The organism is Streptomyces sp. 2-1 (genome assembly GCF_048564895.1).
Classification (GTDB): Bacteria; Actinomycetota; Actinomycetes; order Streptomycetales; family Streptomycetaceae; genus Streptomyces; species Streptomyces phaeochromogenes.
Window position 1 is genome coordinate 1250133 of record NZ_CP183383.1, and the last position, 21213, is coordinate 1271345.

20 protein-coding genes and 1 pseudogene are annotated in these 21213 nt (G+C 71.1%); 10 read left to right on the plus strand and 11 right to left on the minus strand.

All coding sequences use genetic code 11. From position 1 onward, the window contains the following. Nucleotides 1–57: 57 nt before the first annotated feature. The 8 genes from ACN20J_RS05645 (at nucleotide 58) to ACN20J_RS05680 (ending at nucleotide 7490) form a co-directional block, all read left to right on the plus strand. Entirely contained in the window at nucleotides 58–906 is an 849-nt protein-coding gene (locus ACN20J_RS05645) for an FAD binding domain-containing protein (RefSeq protein ID WP_419665392.1), read from the plus strand. Then, nucleotides 903–3266 (plus strand): xanthine dehydrogenase family protein molybdopterin-binding subunit, encoded by a 2364-nt coding sequence (locus ACN20J_RS05650; RefSeq protein ID WP_419665393.1) that lies wholly within the window; start codon nucleotides 903–905, stop codon nucleotides 3264–3266. The genes ACN20J_RS05645 and ACN20J_RS05650 overlap by 4 nt, the downstream gene beginning before the upstream one ends. Beyond that, nucleotides 3263–3808 carry a (2Fe-2S)-binding protein gene (locus ACN20J_RS05655; RefSeq protein WP_419665394.1) on the plus strand — a complete coding sequence of 182 codons (546 nt, stop codon included), beginning with the start codon at nucleotides 3263–3265 and terminating at the stop codon, nucleotides 3806–3808. Before ACN20J_RS05650 ends, ACN20J_RS05655 begins: the two co-directional genes overlap by 4 nt. Before the next feature lie 3 nt (nucleotides 3809–3811). Continuing rightward, nucleotides 3812–4501, plus strand: coding sequence for an SRPBCC family protein (locus ACN20J_RS05660; RefSeq protein WP_419665395.1), 690 nt, complete (start codon nucleotides 3812–3814; stop codon nucleotides 4499–4501). Next, nucleotides 4498–5160, plus strand: coding sequence for an isochorismatase family protein (locus ACN20J_RS05665; protein ID WP_419665396.1), 663 nt, complete (start codon nucleotides 4498–4500; stop codon nucleotides 5158–5160). Before ACN20J_RS05660 ends, ACN20J_RS05665 begins: the two co-directional genes overlap by 4 nt. Before the next feature lie 31 nt (nucleotides 5161–5191). Continuing rightward, nucleotides 5192–6046 carry an alpha/beta fold hydrolase gene (locus ACN20J_RS05670; protein WP_419665397.1) on the plus strand — a complete coding sequence of 285 codons (855 nt, stop codon included), beginning with the start codon at nucleotides 5192–5194 and terminating at the stop codon, nucleotides 6044–6046. A gap of 92 nt (nucleotides 6047–6138) precedes the next feature. Next, nucleotides 6139–6621 carry a MarR family winged helix-turn-helix transcriptional regulator gene (locus tag ACN20J_RS05675; protein WP_189838973.1) on the plus strand — a complete coding sequence of 161 codons (483 nt, stop codon included), beginning with the start codon at nucleotides 6139–6141 and terminating at the stop codon, nucleotides 6619–6621. Between the two features lie 119 nt (nucleotides 6622–6740). After that, complete coding sequence (locus tag ACN20J_RS05680; protein WP_419668835.1) at nucleotides 6741–7490, plus strand: Asp/Glu racemase; 750 nt, start codon at nucleotides 6741–6743, stop codon at nucleotides 7488–7490. A gap of 376 nt (nucleotides 7491–7866) precedes the next feature. Here ACN20J_RS05680 and ACN20J_RS05685 read toward each other — a convergent pair whose 3' ends face one another. The 8 genes from ACN20J_RS05685 to ACN20J_RS05720 all read right to left on the minus strand — a co-directional run bounded on the left by ACN20J_RS05685 (nucleotide 7867) and on the right by ACN20J_RS05720 (nucleotide 16818). Then, nucleotides 7867–10248, minus strand: a complete 2382-nt coding sequence (locus ACN20J_RS05685) for a glycoside hydrolase family 65 protein (protein WP_189838972.1) — start codon at nucleotides 10246–10248, stop codon at nucleotides 7867–7869. After that, on the minus strand, nucleotides 10245–11021 hold the full coding sequence (locus ACN20J_RS05690) for an HAD family hydrolase (protein ID WP_419665398.1): 777 nt from the start codon (nucleotides 11019–11021) through the stop codon (nucleotides 10245–10247). Before ACN20J_RS05690 ends, ACN20J_RS05685 begins: the two co-directional genes overlap by 4 nt. Then, entirely contained in the window at nucleotides 11018–11332 is a 315-nt protein-coding gene (locus tag ACN20J_RS05695) for an aldehyde dehydrogenase (protein WP_189838971.1), read from the minus strand. The genes ACN20J_RS05690 and ACN20J_RS05695 overlap by 4 nt, the downstream gene beginning before the upstream one ends. Nucleotides 11333–11385: 53 nt before the next feature. After that, nucleotides 11386–12294: a universal stress protein gene (locus tag ACN20J_RS05700; protein ID WP_419665399.1), complete on the minus strand. Its 909-nt coding sequence runs from the start codon at nucleotides 12292–12294 to the stop codon at nucleotides 11386–11388. A 25-nt stretch (nucleotides 12295–12319) separates the two neighbouring features. Continuing rightward, nucleotides 12320–12541, minus strand: a complete 222-nt coding sequence (locus ACN20J_RS05705; RefSeq protein ID WP_189838970.1) for a hypothetical protein — start codon at nucleotides 12539–12541, stop codon at nucleotides 12320–12322. A 313-nt stretch (nucleotides 12542–12854) separates the two neighbouring features. After that, nucleotides 12855–13373, minus strand: a complete 519-nt coding sequence (locus tag ACN20J_RS05710; protein ID WP_419665400.1) for a flavodoxin domain-containing protein — start codon at nucleotides 13371–13373, stop codon at nucleotides 12855–12857. Nucleotides 13374–13389: 16 nt separating this feature from the next. After that, nucleotides 13390–14112, minus strand: a complete 723-nt coding sequence (locus tag ACN20J_RS05715; protein ID WP_419665401.1) for a CBS domain-containing protein — start codon at nucleotides 14110–14112, stop codon at nucleotides 13390–13392. A gap of 12 nt (nucleotides 14113–14124) precedes the next feature. Next, nucleotides 14125–16818 (minus strand): GNAT family N-acetyltransferase, encoded by a 2694-nt coding sequence (locus tag ACN20J_RS05720; protein WP_419665402.1) that lies wholly within the window; start codon nucleotides 16816–16818, stop codon nucleotides 14125–14127. 227 nt (nucleotides 16819–17045) lie between these two features. Between ACN20J_RS05720 and ACN20J_RS05725 the strand changes: the two genes are divergently transcribed. Further along, complete coding sequence (locus tag ACN20J_RS05725; protein ID WP_361913276.1) at nucleotides 17046–17876, plus strand: universal stress protein; 831 nt, start codon at nucleotides 17046–17048, stop codon at nucleotides 17874–17876. A 121-nt stretch (nucleotides 17877–17997) separates the two neighbouring features. Further along, nucleotides 17998–18216, plus strand: a pseudogene (locus ACN20J_RS05730) (polyphosphate kinase 2); the annotation flags it as partial. A gap of 19 nt (nucleotides 18217–18235) precedes the next feature. Here ACN20J_RS05730 and ACN20J_RS05735 read toward each other — a convergent pair. Genes ACN20J_RS05735 through ACN20J_RS05745 form a run of 3 tightly spaced genes read right to left on the minus strand, consistent with a single transcriptional unit; the run spans nucleotide 18236 to nucleotide 21073 of the window. After that, nucleotides 18236–19117 (minus strand): universal stress protein, encoded by an 882-nt coding sequence (locus ACN20J_RS05735; RefSeq protein WP_189838965.1) that lies wholly within the window; start codon nucleotides 19115–19117, stop codon nucleotides 18236–18238. A gap of 5 nt (nucleotides 19118–19122) precedes the next feature. Further along, nucleotides 19123–20145 (minus strand): alcohol dehydrogenase AdhP, encoded by a 1023-nt coding sequence (gene adhP / locus ACN20J_RS05740; protein ID WP_361915955.1) that lies wholly within the window; start codon nucleotides 20143–20145, stop codon nucleotides 19123–19125. A gap of 22 nt (nucleotides 20146–20167) precedes the next feature. Beyond that, nucleotides 20168–21073, minus strand: coding sequence for a universal stress protein (locus ACN20J_RS05745; protein WP_361915958.1), 906 nt, complete (start codon nucleotides 21071–21073; stop codon nucleotides 20168–20170). Nucleotides 21074–21213 lie beyond the last annotated feature (140 nt).

Sequence of the window (21213 nt, forward strand, 5' to 3'; positions counted from 1 at the left end):
CTCGGGTACGCCGGCACAACCCCGTACGGAACTCACGGAACGTACGACAGGAGGACCATGAAGCCCGCCCCCTTCCAGTACCACCGGGCCCGTGACGTCGACGGAGCCGCGCGGCTGCTGGCCGAGCTCGGCGACGACGCGAAGGTCATCGCCGGCGGGCAGAGCCTCGTCGCGATGATGAACTACCGGCTGGCCCGGCCGCGCCACCTCGTCGACATAGGCGGACTGCGCGAACTGGACCGGATGCACCGGGACGCCGACGGCGGACTGCGCATCGGGGCGCTCACCACCCATCACACGGTGGAGAGCGACCCGGCCGGGGTGCTGGGGGCGGGCTTCGAGGTCCTCAAGAGGGCCATGACCTGGATCGGGCACCTGCCGATCCGCACCCGTGGCACGGTCGGCGGCAGCATGGCGCACGGCGACGCCACCGCCGAGTGGTGTCTGCTCGCGATGACACTCGGCGCGGAGTTCGTGGCACGCGGGCCGCGGGGTGAACGCACGATCCCGGCCGGGGACTTCTTCCTCGGCTACTACACGACGGCCCTCGACCCGGACGAGCTCCTCGTCGAGGTCGTCTTCCCCCGTCCCGCACCGCACGCCGCACTCACCGAATTCGCCGAGCGGCGCGGGGACTTCGCCCTCGTGGCCGCCGCGGTCGACCTCGATGTGGAGGACGGCGAGGTGCGTTCCGGACGGGTGGCGCTCGGCGGCGTGGCGTCGGCCGCCGTCCGAGTGCCGGAGGCGGAGGCCGTGTTGGCCGACGGCGGTTCCTTCGAGGCGTGCGCGTCGGCTGCGGCGGAGGCCGTGGAACCGCCCGCCGACGCGTCGGGCAGTACGCACTACCGCAAGGAACTCGTACGGACCCTGGTCCGGCGCGCCTGTGAGGAGGCCATGTCGTCGTGAACGACAGGAAGTTGGTGGGCAAGGCGGTTCGCCGTCGCGAGGATCCTCGCCTGCTCACCGGGCGCGGTCGCTTCGTCGACGACATCGCACTGCCCGGCATGCTGCACGCCCAGTTCGTCCGCAGCACGGTCGCGCACGCCGAGCTGGCCTCGGTGGATGTGTCGGCGGTGCGCGAAGTCCCGGGCGTCGTCGCGGTGTTCACGGCCGAGGATCTGGAGTTGGGCGACATCGTCGCTCAACTGGGGCGCCCGCTCTCGGAGTTCGTGCCGACCGCGATGCCGGTCCTCGCCCGCGACAAGGTCCGCTACGTCGGTGAGCCGATCGCCATTGTCGTGGCCCGCGACGCGTACGCGGCGGAGGACGGCCTGGAGGCGGCGAAGGTCTCCTACGCCACGCTGCCCCCGGTGATGTCCGAGGAGGCGGCGTTCGCGGAGGGCGCCCCGCTCGTCCATGCCGAGGCCGCGCGCAACACCCTGGTGGACGTCTCGCTCTTCGCGACGGAAGGCATCGACCGGATCTTCGCGTCCGCACCCTGTGTCGTCGACGTCGACACGAGAACAGGACGGCAGAACGCGCTGCCGCTGGAGACCCGGGGTGCCGTGGCCCAGTGGGACGACCGCGAGGAGCAACTCGTCCTGCACACGTGCACCCAAATCCCGCACCAGGTAAGGACGGTGGCATCCCGCTGCCTGCGCCTCGACGAGCGTGCCGTGCGGGTCGTGGTGCCCGACATGGGCGGCGGGTTCGGCCAGAAGTGCGTCGTGGGCCGCGAGGAGATCGCCACCGCGGCAGCAGCGCTACGGCTCCGGCGGCCGGTGAAGTGGATCGAGGACCGCAAGGACGCGCTGACCGCATCCTTCCTCGCCCGGGAACAGCACTACCGGGCGCGGGCAGCCTTCGACGCGGAGGGCAGGATCCTCGCCCTCGACACGGACGTGGTCTGCGACATGGGCGCCTACTCCTGCTACCCCTTCACGGCGGGCATCGAGCCGCTGATGGCGTCCGCCGAGATGCCCGGCGTCTACCAGCTGCCCGCATACCGGGTGCGGGGCCGGGCGGTCACCACCAACAAGGCGCCCACCGGACCGTATCGCGGGGTGAGCCGACCGCAGTACGTCATGGTCATGGAGCGGCTCTTCGAACGCGCCGCCCGCGAACTGGGCCTGGATCCGGTCGAGATCCGCCGCCGCAACGTCATCACCGACTTCCCGTACACGGGCGTCAACAACATCACCTACGACCCCGGCTCCTACCTGGAGTCGCTCAACCTGTGCGAGCTGCTCGTCCGGGAGGAGGGCTGGTACGAGAAGCAGGCAGCGGCGGCTGCCGAGGGCCGGCACCTCGGCATCGGCTACTCGTGCTTCAGCGAGCGCACCGGCTACGGCTCGGCGGCCTTCGCACAGCGCAAGATGCAGGTGGTGCCCGGCTTCGACATCTCCGAGGTGCGGATGGACACCAGCGGCGCGGTCACCTTCACCACCGGCACCATGAACCACGGCCAGAGCCACGAGACGACGATGGCGCAGATCGTCGCCGACGAACTCGGCCTGGACATCGCCAAGGTGAGACTCCATCAGGGCGACACCGACCGCATCACGTACGGCTTCGGCACCTTCGCCAGCCGCTCCATCACGATCGGCGGCAGTGCGGTACGGCTGGCGGCGGCGAAGCTCGGTGACAAGCTGCGGGCAATCGCCGCTTCCCGGTGGGGAGTTGCCCCGGACGGGGTGGAGTTGGCGGCAGGCGCCGCCCGTCGCCGTGACTCCCAAGACGTCCTCGGTTACGAGGAGATCGCCGACATCGCCTATCTCCAGGCGCACTTGCTGCCCAAGGACATCGAACCGGGGCTGTCGGCCACCGCCACCTTCGACGTCTTCAACGACGGCACGTTCTCCAACGCCACGCACGCCTGCGTCGTCGAACTCAACGCGGGCACCGGGCAGGTGGAGATCCTGCGGTACATGTGCGTCGAGGACTGCGGGGTCGCGATCAACCCGCAGATCGTGGAGGGGCAGTGCCGGGGCGGTATCGCACAGGGCATCGCGGGCGCACTGTTCGAGCAGGTGACGTACGACGCCCAGGGCGAACCGTCGGCGACCGGCTTCATGGACTACAAGGTGCCGACCGCGCACGAGATCCCCGACGTGCTGATCCATCACCTGGAGACGCCCTGCACGTTCACCGAGACCGGCGCCAAGGGTGCCGGCGAGGGCGGCACGATCGGGGCGCCCGCCGCCGTACTCAACGCCGTCAACGACGCCCTGCGCCCGACCGGCGTCGAACTCGACCACACCCCGATCACCCCCGAGACCGTGCACCGCGCGCTGAACGGCGCCCCGAGCCTGGAGTTGTCCTCATGAACACCGACCCCGTGGCGACGCATCCGGACCTCCAGCTCATCGCCCTCGATGTCAACGGCGAGCGGTACGACGTCGTCACCGAGCCCCGCCGCACCCTCGTCGACGTACTGCGCCACGAACTGGGGCTGACCGGTACGCACGTCGGGTGCGAGCACGGCATCTGCGGGGCCTGCACTGTGCTGGTCGACGAACAGCCCGTACGCGCCTGCCTGATGTTCGCGGCGCAGGCGGAAGGGGCGCGGATCCGCACTGTCGAGTCGCTGTCGGACGGCGACAGCGGGCTGAACGATCTGCAACGGGCGTTCACCGAGCACCACGCGCTGCAGTGCGGATTCTGTACGCCCGGGTTCCTGATGCTCGCCGAAGGGTTCCTCGGCGAGCGGCACGAGGCGAGCAAGGAGGAGATCCGCGAGGTGGTCGCCTCGAACCTGTGCCGGTGCACCGGCTACCAGACCATCGTCGAGGCGATCGACGCCTGCGCGACGGCTCGGCGCGGGGCGTGCGCCAACCCCTGCAACAGCCCTGCCGGCAAGGAGCACTGACTCATGCAACTCACCAACACCGTGCCGATCAAGGCCTCCCCCGACGACGTCTTCGCCCTGATGAACGATGTCGAACGGGTCGCCTCCTGCATGCCGGGCGCCGCGCTCGACGGGCAGGACGGTGACACCTGGCGGGGCCGGGTGAAGATCCGGGTGGGACCCATCAGCGCCTCCTACGCGGGCACCGTCCGCTTCCTGGAGATCGACGCCGAGAAGCGGCGCCTGCGGGTGCACGCGCGCGGTACCGACACCCACGGCAGCGGGGACGCGGAGGCGGAAGTCGCTCTCGAAATCCTCGCAGCGCCGGAGGGAGCGCTGCTCCAGCTCTCCACGGACCTGGTGATCCGGGGCAAGATCGTCCAGTTCGGCAAGGGCGCGATCGTCACGGTGTCGGACCGGATCCTCCAGCAGTTCGCGCGGAACCTGGGGAGCCTGCTGGACCAGGACCGGGGCGTCGGAGCCGCCTCACCAAGCGCCCCGCCCACGAATACATCTGCATCCGCTCCCGCCGCCGCACAGCCGGCCCTCGCGCAGGGTTCCGATCTCGACGGCCTGGCGATGCTGCTCGGCCCGCAGGCCGCCAAATACGGCCTGGTGGCAGGGGCGTTCGCCTTCGGTGTCCTGGAGGGCTGGCTGCTCGGCCGACTCACCGCCCAGGCACGGGAGTTGCGAACCCTTCGGAGGACGTCATGAGCGACGCTCAGTACGGGCGGGAGACCGAACGGACCTACGAGCAGGCCGGGTTCGGAGCACCCGTGCGTCGCGGGAGCCGTCCCGCGATCATCGTCGTCGACCTCACGCGCGGCTTCACCGAACCGGGGTTCCCCTCGGGAGCCGACCTCACCGAAGTCGTCGACTCCACGGGCGAGTTGATCGCGGCGGCGCGCCCTGCCGAGGTACCGGTGGTGTTCACCGCGATCTCCTACACACCGGCCGAGGCGACGGGCGACGCCGTCACCTGGCTGCAGAAGGCGCAGGGCATGCGGAGCCTCGTCGAAGGCAGCGAGGAGGTCGCGCTCGACCCGAGGCTGCCACGCGCACCGCAGGACCATCTGATCGTGAAGAAGGGCGCCTCCGCGTTCTTCGGTACGTCCCTGGCCGCCCTGCTGACCGGACTCGGCTGCGACACGGTACTGGTCTGCGGGGCGACAACCAGCGGCTGCGTACGGGCCACCGCCGTGGACGCCGTGCAGTCCGGTTTCTCGGTGCTGGTGCCGAGGGAGTGCGTCGGCGACCGCGCGCCGGGCCCGCACGAGGCGAACCTCTTCGACATCCAGGCCAAGTACGGCGACGTGATCGGCGTCAAGGAGGCCGTCGGGTACCTCGACGGCCTACCGAGGACAGCCCCGTAGCCCCATCCGCTCCGCACCATTGGAGAACCCCATGCCCCCACCCCCGCCCACCCGCCTGCTGGCGCAGTCCGCGCTGGCCGATCTCGCGGACGTTCCCGCCATCAGCCGCTGGGTCCGCTCCGGCGGCACGCGCCTGCACGTCCTGGACTACGGGGGTGACGGCGTGCCCCTCGTCGTGCTGCCCGGCATCACCAGCCCGGCCGTCACGATGGACTTCGTGGCCCGTGAACTGACCCCCCTGGTCCGGCCGTTGGTCGTCGACGTCCGCGGGCGCGGGCTGTCCGACGGCGGCGGATCGTACGGTCTTGAGGACTACGCCGAGGACACCGAGGCCGTCGTCGCGGGCCTCGGTCTCCACCGCCCGGTGCTCTTCGGGCACTCCATGGGCGCGCGGATCGCGGCCGTGACCGCCGTCCGGGCCAAGGTGGGACTGCGGGGCATCGTGCTGGGCGACCCGCCGATGAGCGGCCCGGGCCGCGGGCCCTACCCCACCCCCCTGGACGCCTTCCTCGACCAGCTGGCGCAGTCGCGGCGCGGCACCGACGCGGACGAGGTGGCCCGGTCCTGGCCTCGCTGGCCGCGCCGTGAGCAGGAGCTGCGGGCCCGCTGGCTGGCGAGTTGTGACACGGAGGCCGTCACGGCTACGCACCGCGGCTTCGAGAGCGAGGACTTCTTCGACTGGTGGCCGTCCGTTCCCGGGCCCACGGCACTCTTGTACGGCGCGGACAGCCCCGTAGTCACCACCGAGGGCGCGGCGGAGGCGGCCCGGCTGCTGCCGTCGGCCGTGCTTGCCGAGATCCCGGACGCCGGCCACATGCTGTTCTGGGACAACCCGCCCGCCGCGCTCAAGGCCCTGCGCGAGGCACTGCGTCCGATGCCGGCGTGACATCGGCGTGCGGGTTCACATCTGTGCGCGGCTTCCCGGAGATCGCCGGTCCGGCTGACGACACGATCAAGTGCCGTGCTTAAGTGGGCTCCATGGGTGACGAAACCTCAACCCCGACGTCCACGCCTCCTGGCCCGCCCCCCGCGCTCACCGCCGCGCCCGGCTACCAGGTCCGCCGGCTCTACCAGGCGTATCTCGCGGCCTGGATCCGTGCCGTCGACCCGACGCTCACGGGCCCGCAGTTCGCGGTGCTCCAGGCCGTCGAAGCGGCACCGGGGAGCGACCAGCGCTCCATGGCGTCCGCGGTGTCCCTGGACACGTCGACGATGGCGGACGTCGCGCGGCGGCTGGAGAACCGGGGCCTGATCGTACGCAGGACGGCCGCGGACGACGGTCGCCGCAAGCTGCTCCATCTGACGGAGGAGGGCGAGCTGGCCCTCCAGGGCGCGAACCGCCGCGCGCGCGAACTCGACGAACGGCTGCTCGGACCGTTCGACCCCGAGCGGCGCGAAGAAGTCATGCATCTGCTCACGTCCCTCGCCGACCACTGGGAGGGACTGGCCGAGGACTCGTAACCCACCGCGGAAGCGGATCCCCGGCCGCCGACCACCGTACGTATCCCACGTACGCCGGACACCCGGAGGATCCCGTGACCGAGACCGTGAACGCGACCACGACCGATCACCACATCGGCATGATCGTGCCCAGCTCGAACCTGACCATGGAGACGGAGCTGCCCCGCATGATGCGGCAGCGCGAGTCCCTGCTTCCGGAGGACCGGTTCGTCTTCCACAGCAGCCGCATGCGGATGCGGCACGTTACGCCCGAGCAGCTGCGCGCCATGAACGCGCAGACCGGGCGTGCGGCGCTGGAGCTCGCCGACGCCCGGCCCGACGTGGTCGCCACGGCCTGCCTCGTGGCGATCATGGCGCAGGGGCCTGGGTACCACTGCACCGCCGAGGACGAGATCACCGGTGTGCTGCGCGCCGAGGGCTCCCGGGCGCCCGTGATCTCGAGCGCCGGCGCCCTGCTCGACGGCATCAGGGCCCTGGGCGCCGGGCGGGTCGCGATCGTCACGCCGTACATGAAGCCGCTCACCCGGCTGGTCGCGGACTACATCGAGGACACAGGTGTCGAGGTCGTGGACGCGCTGAGTCTGGAGGTGCCGGACAACCTGGCCGTCGCCCGCCTCGACCCGGCCGATCTGCGCGAGCACTGGAAGCGGCTCGACCTGTCACGGGCCGACGCGCTCGTCCTGTCCGCCTGTGTCCAGATGCCTTCGCTGCCGTCGATCCAGCCGGTGGAGGAGGCGGCGGGGCTGCCGGTGCTCTCGGCGGCCACCGCCACGGCGTACCGCATCCTCGTCGAGCTGGGCCTGCCCACGGTCGTTCCCGGCGCGGGCAGCCTGCTCGGCGGCCAGGTCCCCAGCCCGGTGGGCGCCTGAGCCGATGCGGGACATCGTCCTCGCTCCTACTTGACCGCACCGGCCAGCCCGTTGATGAAGAACCGCTGGAGTGCGACGAAGATCAGGACGATGAACAGCCCGCCGATCGAAGCATTGCGCGAAGCTCAGCAAAGTCCCAAGCCCTTGGTCGCCGCCATCGGACAGTTGCAGACCCCCAGCAACCACAGAGGAGCCGGACTCCGTTTCCTTCAACGCATCAACGAATACGCCGATGGACTCCTAGCTTGGAGCAGATGTCTTTTCAGAAATCAGAGCGGCAGACCAGAAGAAGGAACCAGCGCTGACACCATCGTCAGTCCTGATGAGCCTGACCAAGGCTCTGGCCGGGTCTCCTGCAACTCTTCCCGCACAGCTGTCAGTCGGGCAGTACCAGTTGGCACGTCTCCCCCGGCTGCACGGAAACCACACGATCGCGCAGCCGGACATCGATGGCCGACAGGTCGGACGAGGGCACCTCGATCTCCAGGCTCCCTTGCACCATTCGCAGCCGCACTCCCCAGTGCCCCTGGTAGCGAAGGGCGAACCCGTAGGAGGACAGCTCGGGCAGGGGCACCGGGTCCAGCCACAGGGCACCCTGGCGCGTTTCCAGTCCGGTCAGTCCGCGCTGGACCAGATCGAGAGTGCCGGCCATGGCGCCCAGGTGGATTCCCTCTCCGGTGGTCCCGCCCTGGAGATCGGCGATGTCGCCCTTGAGCGCCTCCTGGCAGAACGTCCACGCCTCGGCGCGCCGGGCCCGGGCCAGCACCCAGCCGTGGACCAGTCCGCTCAAGGTGGAGCCGTGGCTGGTGCGGCGCATGTAGTAGTCGACGGTGCGCCGCCAGGTGGCTTCGTCGAGGCGGTGGCCGAGTCTGCTGAACAGACCCTGGAGTTCGGCGGGTGAGAAGAGGTAGCCGAGCATGAGGACATCGGCCTGCTTGGACGCCTGGTAGCGGTTGACGGTATCGCCTTCCGCCTCCAGGATCCGGTCCAGCCGACGGATGTCGCCGTACCGGTCGCGGTAGGCGTCCCAGTCGAGTTCCTCCAGGTCGCCGTAGCCCTCGAACTGGCTGATGACGTCGTCGTGGAAGGGCACATGGAGCGTGCGGGACACGTCCTCCCAGAGTTCGAGTTCGCCGCCGTCCAGAGCCGTCCGTTCGACGAGTTCCCGTCGGCGCGGTTCGGGAAGTGCCTGGAGTACTTCGAGCGTGCGGGTCAGCACCCATGCGGCCGTGACGTTCGTGTAGGCGTTGTCGTCCAGGCCGGGCTTCTCGGCACCGGGGTAGGCGTCGTGGTACTCGTCGGGGCCGACCACGCCACGGATGCGGTGTCGTCCGAGGCTCTCGTCGTACGTGGCCGAGTCCGCCCAGAAGCGGGCGATCTGCAGGAGCATCTCGGCGCCCTTGGTGTGCAGGAACTCGGCGTCCCCGCTCGCCTCGCAGTACTGCCACACGTTGTAGGCGACGGCCGAGCCGACGTGGTGCTGAAGGCGTGAGTGGTCGGGCAGCCAGCGCCCGGAGCGTGGGTTGAGATGCAGCTCCTGTGTCTCCTCGCGGCCGTCGCTGCCGCTCTGCCATGGGTAGAGCGCACCTGTCCGGCCGACGGAACGGGCCGCGGAACGGGCCTGTTCGAGCCGACGGTGGCGGTAGCCCAGCATGGCGCGGGACACCTCGGGGAAGTGCAGGTTGAGATAGGGGAGGACGAACAGCTCGTCCCAGAAGACGTGACCCCGGTACGCCTCACCGTGCAGACCTCGGGCCGGTACGCCCACGTCGAGGTCGGCGGTGTGCGGGGAGAGGGTCTGCAGGACGTGGAAGAGGTGCAGCCGCAGGATGCTGCCCGCCTCGCCCGGCACGTCCAGTTCGGCCCGGCGCCACAGCTGGTCCCATGCCGTGATGTGCGACTCCAGCAGGTCGTCGAAGCCGGGTGCGGCGCTCACGCGGTCGATCGCCGCGCGCAGCGGGTCGCTGATCGCCGAGTCCCGCGAGGTGTGCAGAGTGACGGTCTTGTCGACGGTGACGGTGCGATCGGGGGCGAGGGGCAGGCGCGTGTGCTGGACGGCGCGCAGGGCCCCGTGATGGGTGGATACAGGTTCGTGCGCGGTGAGGCGGGCCGCCATGCCGACGCGGATGTCCGACGTACGGGTGCGGCAGCGCAGCCACACCGTGTCCGGGGCGGCGGTGTCGGTGTGCACGTGGGTCAGATGGCGGCCGTCCAGGTCCCGGTAGCGCGCCACGCCCGCGTTCGTGACGGCGCCGTCGAGGACCGCCTCGACGTCGAGTTCACCGGAGAAGTTCTCCGCCGTGAACTCGGTGCGCAGCGCGGCCAGATGGGGGTCGGCCATGTGCACGAGGCGCAGTTGGCGTACGGCCAGGGTGCGGCCCCCGTCGTCGGCGTACCGCGTCCGGCGCTCCAGCAGACCGGTGGACAGATGGAGAGTCTGGTGGTGTTCGAGGACGGTCGCGGTGTCCGGGGTGAGCCACGGTCCCGGGCCGTCATCGCCGTGCAGACGGAATCGGAGCGGCAGCCAGTTGGGCAGGTTGACCATGTCCTCGTTCTCGACCCGGCGTCCCGCCACGTCGGAGGTGAGCCGGTTGTAGCAACCCGCCGCGTACGTCCCGGGGTAGTGCACGTCGTCCGACGCGCACTCGGGGATCGACCCTCGGGTGGCGAAGTAGCCGTTGCCCAGCGTGCACAGGGACTCCCTGAGCCGCTCGTCCGCGGGCTCGTAGCCCTCGTAGTCCCAGGTCCAGCCCGTCACGTCGGTGCTCCTGCCTCGATCAGTTCACCCAGGTCGTGTACGACCAGGTGGGCGCCGTGCCGCAGGAGTCTGTCCCCGGTACCCGGACCGGCAGTGCGATCCACACCGATGACCAGGGCGAACCCGCCCCGACGGCCCGCCTCCACGCCTGCCAGGGCATCCTCGACGACGGCGGTGCGGTCGGCGGGGACACCGAGCCGGCGGGCCGCTTCCAGGAAGAGGTCGGGCTGCGGTTTGCCCGGCAGGCCGAGCCTGGCCGCCTCGCCGCCGTCGACCAGCGCGTCGAAGAGGTCGAGGACGCCGGCCCTGGTGAGGAGTTCACGGGCGTGGCGGGACGCGGAGGCGGCTGCAAGGGGCATCGCCTCGCGTCGCAGGGCGCGCAGCAGCCGTACCGTGCCCGGGTAGGCGTCGATGCCCTTCTCACGCAGCCGCTCGGTGAACAGCCGCTCCTTGTCGGCGGCGACGTCGCGGACCGTCCCGGCGGGCAGGTCGAGGCCGCGTGAGGCGAGGAAGGCCGCGGCGCCGTCGAGGCGGGACCTGCCGTCCACGTACTTCAGATAGTCGTCGCGTGTGTCGAACGGACGCCGCTGGTGGGGGTCCTCGGGCGGATGGTCGCGCAGGAACGCGTCGAAGGCCGTCTTCCAGGCGGCGGCGTGCACCCTGGCCGAGTCGGTGATCACTCCGTCGGTGTCGAGGACGACGGCGCGAACGCCCCGCAGCACGGGTGCAATACCGTCGCGGGAGTTCCCGGGCCGGGCGGGCGGCCGGTTCACAGCTGCTCCGCCACGTGGCCGGTGAGATCGAGCAGCCGTTTGCTGTAGCCCCACTCGTTGTCGTATCGGCCGAAGACCTTCACCAGGTCGCCGTGCGCCCAGGCCGGGGCCGCGTCGAAGACGCAGGAGGCGGAATCGCCGATCACGTCACGGAAGACGACCGGCGCGGTGGTCACCCGCAGGATGCCGTGCAACCGCCCGTCGGCCGCCTCGGCGGACGCCGACCTGCCGGATTCGGCACGCTCCGGTGCCCGGAGCAGGTGGGCGCGACCGATGCGGCCGGATCCGTTGATACCCACTCGGACGGTCATGGACAGCTCCTGAGCGAGAAGGAATGAGGGGCGTACGGGGCGTTTTTCCACGGTCACACCGGTTGCGGCACGATCGCCACCGGGCAGCCCGCGTGGTGCAGCAGGGTGTGGCCCACCCGGCCGAGCTGGAGGCCGAAGTTGCCGTGCCTGCGCCGGGCTCCGACAACCACCAGGTCGGCGGCGGCGGAGCGGTGCAGCAGGACCTTGCGGGCCGACCCCTCGACCGTCGTTCGGCGCATCCGCACGTCCGGGTGGTCCGCGACGGCGTCGTGGACCACCGCGTCCAGCAGGGCCGAAGCCCGCTCCTCGTGGTACCGCGCCGGTTCGTTCGCCGATGCCGGATGATCGGCGGTCTCGTGCGCGGGGCAGCGCCAGGCACGTACGACATCGAGCGTGCTCGCGCGGGCAGCGGCCTCACGGAACGCGAAACGCACCGCCTCACCGCTCACGGCGGGGTCCCCGGCTCCGAGCAGGATCCGCTCGTGCGTGCCCTCCATGGCGACCTTGTCGCCGCGCACCACGATCACCGGGCAGTGGGCCCGGGCCGCCACACCCAGGCCGACCGAACCCAGGAGCAGTCCCGCCAGCTCGCCGCGGCCACGCGAGCCCGTCACCAGCGCCGCGGCATTGCGGCCCTCCAGCAACAGCGCGGAGACCGCCTCTTCGGGCACCAGCTCGGTGGAGACCCTCACGGCAGGGTTGCGCCGCCAGGCGCGTTCCACCGCGGATCCGACGATGTTCTCGGCAAGCACCCGCCCGGAGGGCCGACCGAGGTCGCTCCCGAGGTCGATGTCCTCGTAGCGCTCCCATAGGAAAGCGTGCACCAGGCGGAGCGGCAGGCCGTGGAGGGCCGCCTCGTCCACCGCCCAGTCCATCGCGCGGAGGCTGGACTCCGATCCGTCGACACCCACAACCAGGGGCAGCTCCATCATCGTCACCGCCTTCGGTACGGCCTTGGACATCCCGCCACGGTCGGGGGGACCACGTTCACCGTCCCACCGGCGTCCGGTCGGCAGTAGGGGCGGTTCGGCCCTTGTCTGGGACGTTCGGCACTGTTCCGAGGCGCGGCTGCCGGCGAGTGGACAGCCGGCGCAACAGCCACACGAGGGCCCCGTCGGCCACCGCTGCTACGACAAACGTCACGGCCATGGCCGCGACCAGCAGCACGGCGAACAGCTGGTAGAACTCCGGCGTGAGAGTCGTACGCACTGCTCTCACCTCCTGTCGGGAAACGCATCGGGAAGTTCCTTCACTCATATCCAACTCCCCTTTGAAGCAGGGCACTTGAGCCGAACGGTGCGCAATCCCGTGCCGGACGGCCCTAGTGGCCGGACAGAGCCGGGCCGATCCTCGGCAGAGGTCGAAGGACCTCTGCCGAGGATCGGCCCGGTATCGCCGCACAGTGACAGAGACGAGGTCACGTGCAGGCATCGCTGTCGTCGGCGTCGGGGCCGAGCCCCGGCGGGAAGACGGAGTGGGGTGGGTGGGCGTCGCCCGCTGTGGGAGCGGGCCGAGGCCGCGTCTACTGAGGTTCCTTTCCTAGAGAGGGCGTGATCAGCTGTGCGGCGATGCCCGTGGCCCAGGCCTCGATCTGCTCGAAGTCGCGGAAGTCTCCGCCCTTTCCGGAGGAGACGATCATCCGGGCGATACGCCCCTTCGCGCCCTCTTCGAGGCAGCCGCCGAAGGTGATGTGTCCCTTGGCGCCGAGCCGGGCCATGGCCCGGCGGACACCGGGCACAGGTGGGATGTCCCGTTCCGAGGCCGTGGCGTCGAGCGGGCCGCTGCTGAAGAACCACAGCGGGCGCCCGGTCAGCGCGCGGCGGTGGCGACGGACGAACCGTCGTGCGTCACGGTGCCACCGTCCCGCGTAGAGCCCGCCGCCGACCACCACTGCGTCGTACGCCTCCACGCTGTCGACGGACCGGGCGGGCAGTGCCTCGACCGCCAGCCCTTCCTTTCGCAGGACGTCGGCGACCGTCTCGGCGATCCGGGCGGTTGATCCGTTCGTCGTTCCATAGGCGACCAGTACCTTGCTGAGCATGGCGGTCCGCCTCCTCTCACAGCCGGCGCAGCCAGTCGTCGGTGACTCCGTGCATTGCCTGCTCGTCCGGCCTGATGCGCGCGTCGTCGAGCCGGTAGGTGAGCATGTCGACCACCGCCACCACTCCGTCGATGTGTTTTGTCATGGAGACGGCGATCTCCGTCTCGCTCTTGCGCTCCATGTGACCCGCGAGCGTGACGACGCCCTCCCTCACGGTGATCGTCACGCTCCGGGGCGCCAGCCACAGCGTGCGGACCAGGACCTCCTCGATCACCTCGTGGCGGATGTCGGCGTCCGGGCGCAGGAAGACCTGGAGCAGGTCGCGCCGGGTGACGATGCCCACGAGCCGGTCCTCCTCGTCCACGACGGGCAGCCGCTCCACGCGATGCCGCGCCATGGTCCGGGCGGCCTCGGCGATGGTGTCCTCGGCGTGCACGGTGACGGGTGGCTGGGACATCAGCCGGCCGGCCGTTCGGGCATGGGCCTTCGCCGCCTGCTTCCGGGCACCGCGGCTCAGAGCAGCGAGCCGGAAGCGGCGCCTTGGACCGGGGTCCTGCGACTGCCGGGCCATCAGGTCGGTCTCGGAGATCACCCCGATGACCTTCTCGTCGTCGTCGACCACGGGCAGTCCGCTGATGCGGTGGTCTGCGAGCAGCCGAGCCACCTCCTTGAAAGGGGTGCCGTACTCGGCGCGGACGACGTCGGCCGTCATGACGGTGCCGATCCTGCTGTGCTTCATGTCTGTTCCTCCTCAGCGCAGTCGGCGCAGATAGGGCTCCTGGGCCCTGCGCGGCAGCAGGCGTACCCGCGCGTCGAGCACGGTGACGTGGCCGGGCGTGGCAAGGACGGGGTTGAAGTCGGCCTCGGCGAGCTGCGGCAGGTCGCTCGCCATGCGGGACAGGCGCAGCAGCAGTTGTTCGAGGCCTTCGAGGTCGACGGGCCCGCTCCCGTGCGCACCGAACAGCAGCGGTGCACAGCGCGGCGCGGTGATCAGGTCGTGCACGTCGTGATCCGTCAGCGGGGCGAGACGAGCGGCGTGGTCGGCCAGCACTTCGGTCGCGGTACCGCCCAGCCCGAACAGCACCAGCGGGCCGAAGACCTCGTCCTGCACCACGCCGGCGAACAGCTCGGTGCCGCGTGCCGCGAGCGGCTGGACGACCACTCCGGTCATGAGCCCCGCGAATCGCGTCTCCAAGTCCCGGAAGGCGGCCCGCACTTGGGAGTCTCCCTGGAGGTCGAGATGGAGGGCGTGCTGTTCGCTCTTGTGCAGCAGGCCGGGCCAGTGGGCCTTCATGACCACGCGTCCGTCGGGGCCGCGCAGCCGCTCTGCGGCGATGACCGCGTCGTCCTCGGTCTCCGCCCAGGCCCAGGCCAGTTGCGGGATGTCGTAGCAGGCGAGGAGTTCGGCGCAGGTGCGCGGGTCGAGCCAACCGCCGTCCGGGTGGGCGGCGAGGAAGGTCTCGGCGACCGTGTGCGCGCGGCCGGTGTCGACGCCTGCGAGGTCGGGCATCGTGCCCGCCGGCCGGCTCAGCCATGCCGAACGCCGGGCCGCGTGGGCCAACGCCCTGGCGGCTGCCCCCGGTTCGGCGTACGAGGGGACGGCGCCGCCTTCTGTGGCGGGCAGCAGCTTGACGGGCAGGTCCTGCTCCAGCCGTACGACGGCCACGGTGCGGGGGCGGCGTCCGGGACCGTTCGTGAGGGCCCGGACGAGGTTGTCACCCGTCGCGGCGGCGACGGCCGTGGGGACGAGGGCCAGCAGGACGGCGTCGATGCCGGGGCACCGCACCATCCGCTCCACGCAGTCCTTGAGCTGCTCCTCCGTCACCGCCGCCGTGGCGTCGACGGGGTTGCCGACGGCCGCGCCTTCGGGCAGGACGGCGAGGAGGTCGTCGATCACCTCGGGGGTGAACGAGGGCAGGGACAGTCCTGCCTCCGCGCAGGCATCGGCTGCCAGGACACCCGCGCCGCCCGCGTTGGTGACGATCGCGACACGGGTGCCGGCCGGGAGCGGCTGGGAGTGCAACAGTGCGGCGGTTTCGAGAAGTTCACCGACCGATCCAGTGGCAGTGATGCCCGCCTGGGTGAACAGCGCCTGACGCGTCATGGTCCGGGTCGCGGCGGCCGCGGTGTGCGAGGCGGCGGCACGTCGGCCGGCATCGGTGCGGCCGGCGTCGACGGTGAGCACCGGCATGCGCCGGGTCACTCGCCGGGACGTACGGGAGAACGCTCGCCGGTTGCCGAAGGACTCCAGGTGCAGCAGGGCGAGTTCGGTGCGGCCGTCGCTCTCCCACCACTGGAGCATGTCGTTGCCGCTGACGTCGTACTTGTCACCGAGCGAGACGAAGGTCGAGACACCGACGCCGAGCCGGGAAAGACCGTCGAGCAGGGCGATACCGACGCCGCCGGACTGCACGGCGACACCCGCCGTGCCGGGGCTCGGATGATCGGCGGCGAAGGTCGCGTCGAGGGAGAGCGCCGGATCCGTGTTGGAAACGCCCAGGCAGTTGGGCCCGACGAGACGCATGCCGTAGGTCCGGCACGCGGCCAGCAGCGCATGCGCCTCATTTCTGTCGAGCCCCGCCGACACGACGAGCAGCGCCCGTACGCCGGTCTTGCCGCACTCCTCGGCGGTGGCGGGTACCGCCGCCGCGGGCACCGCGAGAACCGCGAGGTCCGGGGTTTTGGGCAGGGCGCCGACCGACGGATACGACGGCACGCCGAGCAGCGAGGTGACGCTCGGGTTCACGGCGAACAGGCGCCGTGTGAAGCCGCCCGTGCGCAGATGGTGGAGCAGGGCCCGGCCCACCGACCCGGGCCTGCGTCCGGCGCCGATCACGGCGATCGAGTCCGGCCTCAGCAGGGGTTCCAGGCTGGCCACGTCGGCGGCCCGGCCGCGTGCTTCCACCGCCGACAGATATGTCTCGTCCTCTTCGAGTTCGATGGTGCAGCGCACTTCCGGGCCCTCGAAGTGGCGGGACGCGCGCAGCCCGAGGTCGGCGAAGAGCTGGAGCACTTCGTGGTTCTCCGCGAGTGCGTCGGCCGTGAAAGCGGTGATGCCTTCGGCTCGGGCGGCTGAGACCAGATGCTCGAGGAGTAGCGTGCCGACACCCCGGTGGTGCAGTCCCTCGGCCACCGCGATCGAGATCTCCGCGCGGCCCGTGTCCTCGCCGGTCTCGTACTCGGCCAGGCCGATCACCTGGTGCTGCGCCTCGGCGAGGAGCGCACGGTGTCCGGGGCGCGGCGGTGCGCAGGCGTGGTCGGCCGCCACCTCGGCGGACCGGCGGCTGGCTCCGAAGAACCGCAGCCGGAGGTTCTCCGGGGACATCTCCTCGTACAGCCCCTGGAGGGGTTCGTGGTCGCCTGGCTCCACGGGACGTATGCACACCGTGGTCCCGTCCGCGAGCAGTGCGTGAACCGTGTGGGGGCCGTGCTTGTCGTCCGTCATCGTGGTCCTCCAGCCTTTCGTCAGTTCGAGCATCCGGCGGACCGGGGGCTCACCCCAGGGGCTGTCCGGGGTCGGCTTCTGGGCCGGTCAGCCCTGAGTCCTGTCCGGACGGGGCAGACGGAGGGGCCGTTGAGCTCCGTTCGGATCCGTATGGCCCCTATGAACCGGGCAGTGCCCTGGCGGACCGTGGACGCAAGAACTTCCGTATGCCAGAAGGGCGAACCGCCATGGAGCGAACGATCGTTGTCGGCATCGACGGCTCCGCGTGCAGTCGCGTCGCGGTCGACTGGGCGGTGGGCGAGGCGCGGGTGCGTGGCCTGCCGCTGCGGGTCGCGCATGTCTCGTCACTGTCCGCCGAGGAGGCACTCGCGATATGGCCGTACTGCCGTGAACCCGCCCCGGACGCGTTGGTGAAGGCGCTTGCCGAAGATCACCCGGCGCTCCGGATCGAAGGCGTCGACCTCACCGGAGAGACCGTGCCGGCGCTGCTGTCCGCGGGAAGGCGGGCCGACCTCGTGGTTCTCGGTATGCGCGGTGCGGGAGGCTTTGCGGGACTGGCCGTCGGCTCCGTGGCGCACAGTGTCGCCGCGCTCGGGAACCGGCCCGTGGTGCTCGTCCCCGACCGTCCCGCCGTCGGCGGGCGGTCACCCCGCGCAGTGGCAGTCGGCATCGACGCGCGCCGTCCGGCGGCCGCCGCGCTGAGCTTCGCGTTCGACGCCGCGGAGCGGCGCGGGGCACTGCTGCGCGTCGTCCATGCCTGGCGGCTGCCGTCCTCCGCCGAGCAGTGGATGCCGTTCGCCCTTCCCGAGGAGGACCGAGGCGCTTGGGAGGACCAGGAGGTCCAGCAGCTGTCGGACGTGCTGCGACCGTTGCGGGAGAAGCATCCACACGTCCGCGTCCATGAGGACGTGCGCCTGAAGAGTCCGTCTTCCGCCCTGGTCCAGGCATCGGCCCGCGCCGAGCTGCTGGTCGTGGGACGGACCGGCCCGTCGCTCGGCCCCACCCTGCATGCGGTGGTGGATCACACCGAGTGCCCGGTGGCGGTCGTTCCGTCCTGAAGGGGACAGCCGCCATCGGGTACCCATGGGCGGCACGGCCTGCAGGAGGACGGCGAGGGTGCCGCGCGCGGCGTACGAGCAGGAGCTGCCGAGTCTGCAGTCGGAGCTGGTGAAGCTCCAGGAGTGGATGGTGCACACGGACGTCTCGCGGGCCCCGTGGTTCGTCGTGGAGGAACGACAAGCGCCGGGCCGGCCTGAACATGATCGCCCATCTGCTCGGCTCCGTGCCGTAACCACGAGGTGCCGCCGCCGGTGCTGAAGCTGCCGGCGGCGGCACCTCGACCGGCTACCAGCGCCCGCCCGCGATCTGCAGACATACGTCCCCGATCACACGGCGAGCTCTGCGCCGACCCCGGTGTTCACACCCGCTGCGGTACCACGGCGACAGGGCAGGTGGCGTGGTGCAGGACCGCGTGGGCGACCCGCCCGAGTTGGAGGCCGAAGTGTCCCTGCCTCCGGCGTGCGCCGACGACGAGCAGGCCGGCATCGGCCGAGGCGTCGAGGAGCGCCGCGCGCGCCGTGCCTTCGACGACGCGCCGTCGCAGTTCGACGGAGGGGTGATCCGCCACGGCGTCGCGCAGTGCCGCCTCCAGGGTCTCGGTGGCCCGCTGCTCGTGGTGGTGGGCCGGCTCTCCGGCCAGCAGGGGATGGTCGGCGCTCTCGTGCGACGGGCAGCGCCAGGCACGTACAGCCTCCAGGGCGACCCGTCGCTCCTTCGCCTCCTGGAAGGCGAACCGCACGGCCTCCGTGGTGTGCGCCTCCTCGCCGACACCCACCACGACGGGCTGCCGCATCCCGGCGTCGGCCTGAATGCCGTGACTGCCGCGCAGCACGATCACGGGGCAGTCCGCACGGGCGGCGACGGCGAGGCTGACCGAGCCGAGCAACAGCTCGGCGATGCCGCTGCGGCCGCGGGCGCCCAGGACCAGCGCGGAGGCGCTGTGGCCCTCGCGCAGCAGTGCGGGCACCGGCTCCTCGGGCAGCACCTCGGTGGAGATCTTCAGGTCCACCTCGCGGCGGTGCGCACGCTTCGCGGCGGCCTCGACGATGTTGTCGGCCAGCACCTGCTCCGAGGATCTGCCAAGACCCTCGGCGAGCGCGGCGCCCTCGTAGCGCTCCCACAGCGAGGCGTACACCAGCCGCAGCGGTACCCCGCGCAGGGCGGCCTCGTCCGCCGCCCAGTCCACGGCGCGCAGACTGGGCTCGGATCCGTCGACGCCCACGACCAGGGGAAGTTCCATCGCCGTCACTCTCCTTCGGGGAACTCGAAGACGATCCGCGCGTCGACCTGGCCGTGCAGGACGTCTTCGAAGGACTCGTTGACCGAAGCCAGCGGGCGGGAAACAGAGATCACCCGGGTGCGGCCGGCCGCGTGCAGCCGGAACACCTCGTCGAGGTCCTGCCGGGTGCCCACGATGGAACCGATGACGCTGACGCCCTTGAGGACGGTGTCGAAGATCGGCAGCCGGATCGTGCCGCCCGCGGGGAGCGCGACCATGACGAGCTTGCCGCCGCGCCGCAGCCCGCCGTACGCGGCGGCGAACGCGGCCTCGTTGACGGCGCAGACCAGCGCGGTGTGCGCGCCGCCGTGCCGCTGGAGCACCTCGGCCGGGTCCTCCTTGCGGGCGTCGATCAGGATGTCCGCGCCGAGTTCGCGGGCGAGTTCCAGCTTCGCGTCCGTGACGTCAATGGCCGCCACCGTCGCACCGGCGATCTTGGCGTACTGCACGGCGAGATGTCCGAGGCCGCCGACGCCGGAGATCGCCACCAGTTGGGTGGGACGCACCTGCGCGACCTTCAGTGCCTTGTACGTGGTGACGCCCGCGCAGGTCAGCGGGGCGGCGTCGAGCGCGGAGATCCCCTCGGGCACCGGCTGCGCGAAGTCGGCCCAGGCCACCATCTTCTCCGCGTAGCCGCCGTCACATCCGTAACCGGTGTTGATCTGCTGCTCGCACAGCGTCTCCCAGCCGGACAGACAGTGCTCGCACCGCCCGCACGCCTTGCCCAGCCAGGGAACGGCGACCCTCTGCCCCACGGAGAGGTGGGCGACCCCGTCACCGAGGGCCTCGACGAGACCGACGCCCTCGTGACCCGGGACGAACGGCGGACTCGGCTTGACCGGCCAGTCGCCATGGGCGGCGTGGATGTCGGTGTGGCACAGCCCGGAGGCCTCGATCCTGACGCGGACCTGCCCGGGACCGGGTTCGGGATCGGGGCGCTCCTCGATGACGAGGGGCTCACCGAACGCTCGTACGACTGCTGCCTTCATGGTCTGTCTCTCCTCGGGGTGGTCAGTCGTGCGGGACGACGGCAACTGGGGCGGTGGCGTGATGCAGCACCGCGTGGGCGACCGGCCCGATGCGGGCGCCTATCGGGGAGCGGCGGATCCGACGTCCGACGACGACCAGGGAGGCCTCGTGCGAGGCGTCCACCAGGTGACTGGCGGGCTTGCCTGACCGGGACGCCTCGACGACCTCGACAGCCGGGAACTTCCGCCGCCAGGGCCGCAGCACCTCGGCCAGGGAGGCGGCGTCCTGCTTGGCCAGGTGGGCGTCGAACTCGGGGTCCACCGACATGCCGTAGGCGAAGTAGGGCGGCACGTTCCAGCCGTGGACGACGCGCAGGGAGGTGGCACGGAGTACCGCGGCCTCGAAGGCGAACTCGATCACCGAGTCGTCGGGACTCTCGATGTCCAGCCCCAGCACGACGGGCCGGTACGGCGCCGAGGCGGAGGGAATCCCCGCCGGATCCGGCATGTGCTCGTCGGCAGCCTGCTCCCCTGCCCGTACGAGGACGACAGGACGCTCGGCGTGGCCGACGACAGCCAGTCCGACGGAGCCGACCAGGAAGCCACCGAGCCCGCTGAGGCCCCGGGACCCGAGGACCAACAGCTCGGTGTCCTTCGCCATCTCGGACAGCACCTCGCCGGGCCGGCCCGGAGGCTGCTCCACGGTGACGTCCAGGCCGGGGTGGCGCAGCCGGATGCCGTCGGCCGCCTCGCGGGGAATCCGCTCGGTCCAGTGCTGCTGCGTCTCTGCGCCGAGCAGCGGGGCCTGAGCCATGGGCTCCGGTACCGGCTCCCAGACGTTGACGATCTTCAGCGGCAGGCCGCGGAGGTTCGACTCCCGGGCCGCCCATTCGGCGGCGGCCTGGCTCTCGGGGGAACCGTCGAGGCCTACGGTGACGGTGCGGGACATGATGCGTACCTCCTGAACAGGGGATCTGATTCCAGACTCGTGGTCGGGGCGGTCATGGTGCAGGGGCCGCAGGTCCCCGAAGGGGGCCGACCGGCCCTATGCGCGGGCGGGCTCGACGCGTGGGTGCGGGGTTCCGATCC

What these genes read in the sequence shown, in the direction of transcription:
- ACN20J_RS05660 (WP_419665395.1), top strand. Translation starts at nt 3,812, where the DNA reads ATGCAACTCACCAACACCGTGCCGATCAAGGCCTCCCCCGACGACGTC.
- ACN20J_RS05725 (WP_361913276.1), top strand. Translation starts at nt 17,046, where the DNA reads ATGGAGCGAACGATCGTTGTCGGCATCGACGGCTCCGCGTGCAGTCGC.
- ACN20J_RS05680 (WP_419668835.1), top strand. Translation starts at nt 6,741, where the DNA reads ATGATCGTGCCCAGCTCGAACCTGACCATGGAGACGGAGCTGCCCCGC.
- ACN20J_RS05670 (WP_419665397.1), top strand. Translation starts at nt 5,192, where the DNA reads ATGCCCCCACCCCCGCCCACCCGCCTGCTGGCGCAGTCCGCGCTGGCC.
- ACN20J_RS05720 (WP_419665402.1), bottom strand. Translation starts at nt 16,818, where the DNA reads ATGACGGACGACAAGCACGGCCCCCACACGGTTCACGCACTGCTCGCG.
- ACN20J_RS05715 (WP_419665401.1), bottom strand. Translation starts at nt 14,112, where the DNA reads ATGAAGCACAGCAGGATCGGCACCGTCATGACGGCCGACGTCGTCCGC.
- ACN20J_RS05665 (WP_419665396.1), top strand. Translation starts at nt 4,498, where the DNA reads ATGAGCGACGCTCAGTACGGGCGGGAGACCGAACGGACCTACGAGCAG.
- ACN20J_RS05675 (WP_189838973.1), top strand. Translation starts at nt 6,139, where the DNA reads ATGGGTGACGAAACCTCAACCCCGACGTCCACGCCTCCTGGCCCGCCC.
- ACN20J_RS05695 (WP_189838971.1), bottom strand. Translation starts at nt 11,332, where the DNA reads ATGACCGTCCGAGTGGGTATCAACGGATCCGGCCGCATCGGTCGCGCC.
- ACN20J_RS05645 (WP_419665392.1), top strand. Translation starts at nt 58, where the DNA reads ATGAAGCCCGCCCCCTTCCAGTACCACCGGGCCCGTGACGTCGACGGA.
- ACN20J_RS05745 (WP_361915958.1), bottom strand. Translation starts at nt 21,073, where the DNA reads ATGTCCCGCACCGTCACCGTAGGCCTCGACGGTTCCCCCGAGAGCCAG.
- ACN20J_RS05710 (WP_419665400.1), bottom strand. Translation starts at nt 13,373, where the DNA reads ATGCTCAGCAAGGTACTGGTCGCCTATGGAACGACGAACGGATCAACC.
- ACN20J_RS05735 (WP_189838965.1), bottom strand. Translation starts at nt 19,117, where the DNA reads ATGGAACTTCCCCTGGTCGTGGGCGTCGACGGATCCGAGCCCAGTCTG.
- ACN20J_RS05700 (WP_419665399.1), bottom strand. Translation starts at nt 12,294, where the DNA reads ATGTCCAAGGCCGTACCGAAGGCGGTGACGATGATGGAGCTGCCCCTG.
- adhP (WP_361915955.1), bottom strand. Translation starts at nt 20,145, where the DNA reads ATGAAGGCAGCAGTCGTACGAGCGTTCGGTGAGCCCCTCGTCATCGAG.
- ACN20J_RS05655 (WP_419665394.1), top strand. Translation starts at nt 3,263, where the DNA reads ATGAACACCGACCCCGTGGCGACGCATCCGGACCTCCAGCTCATCGCC.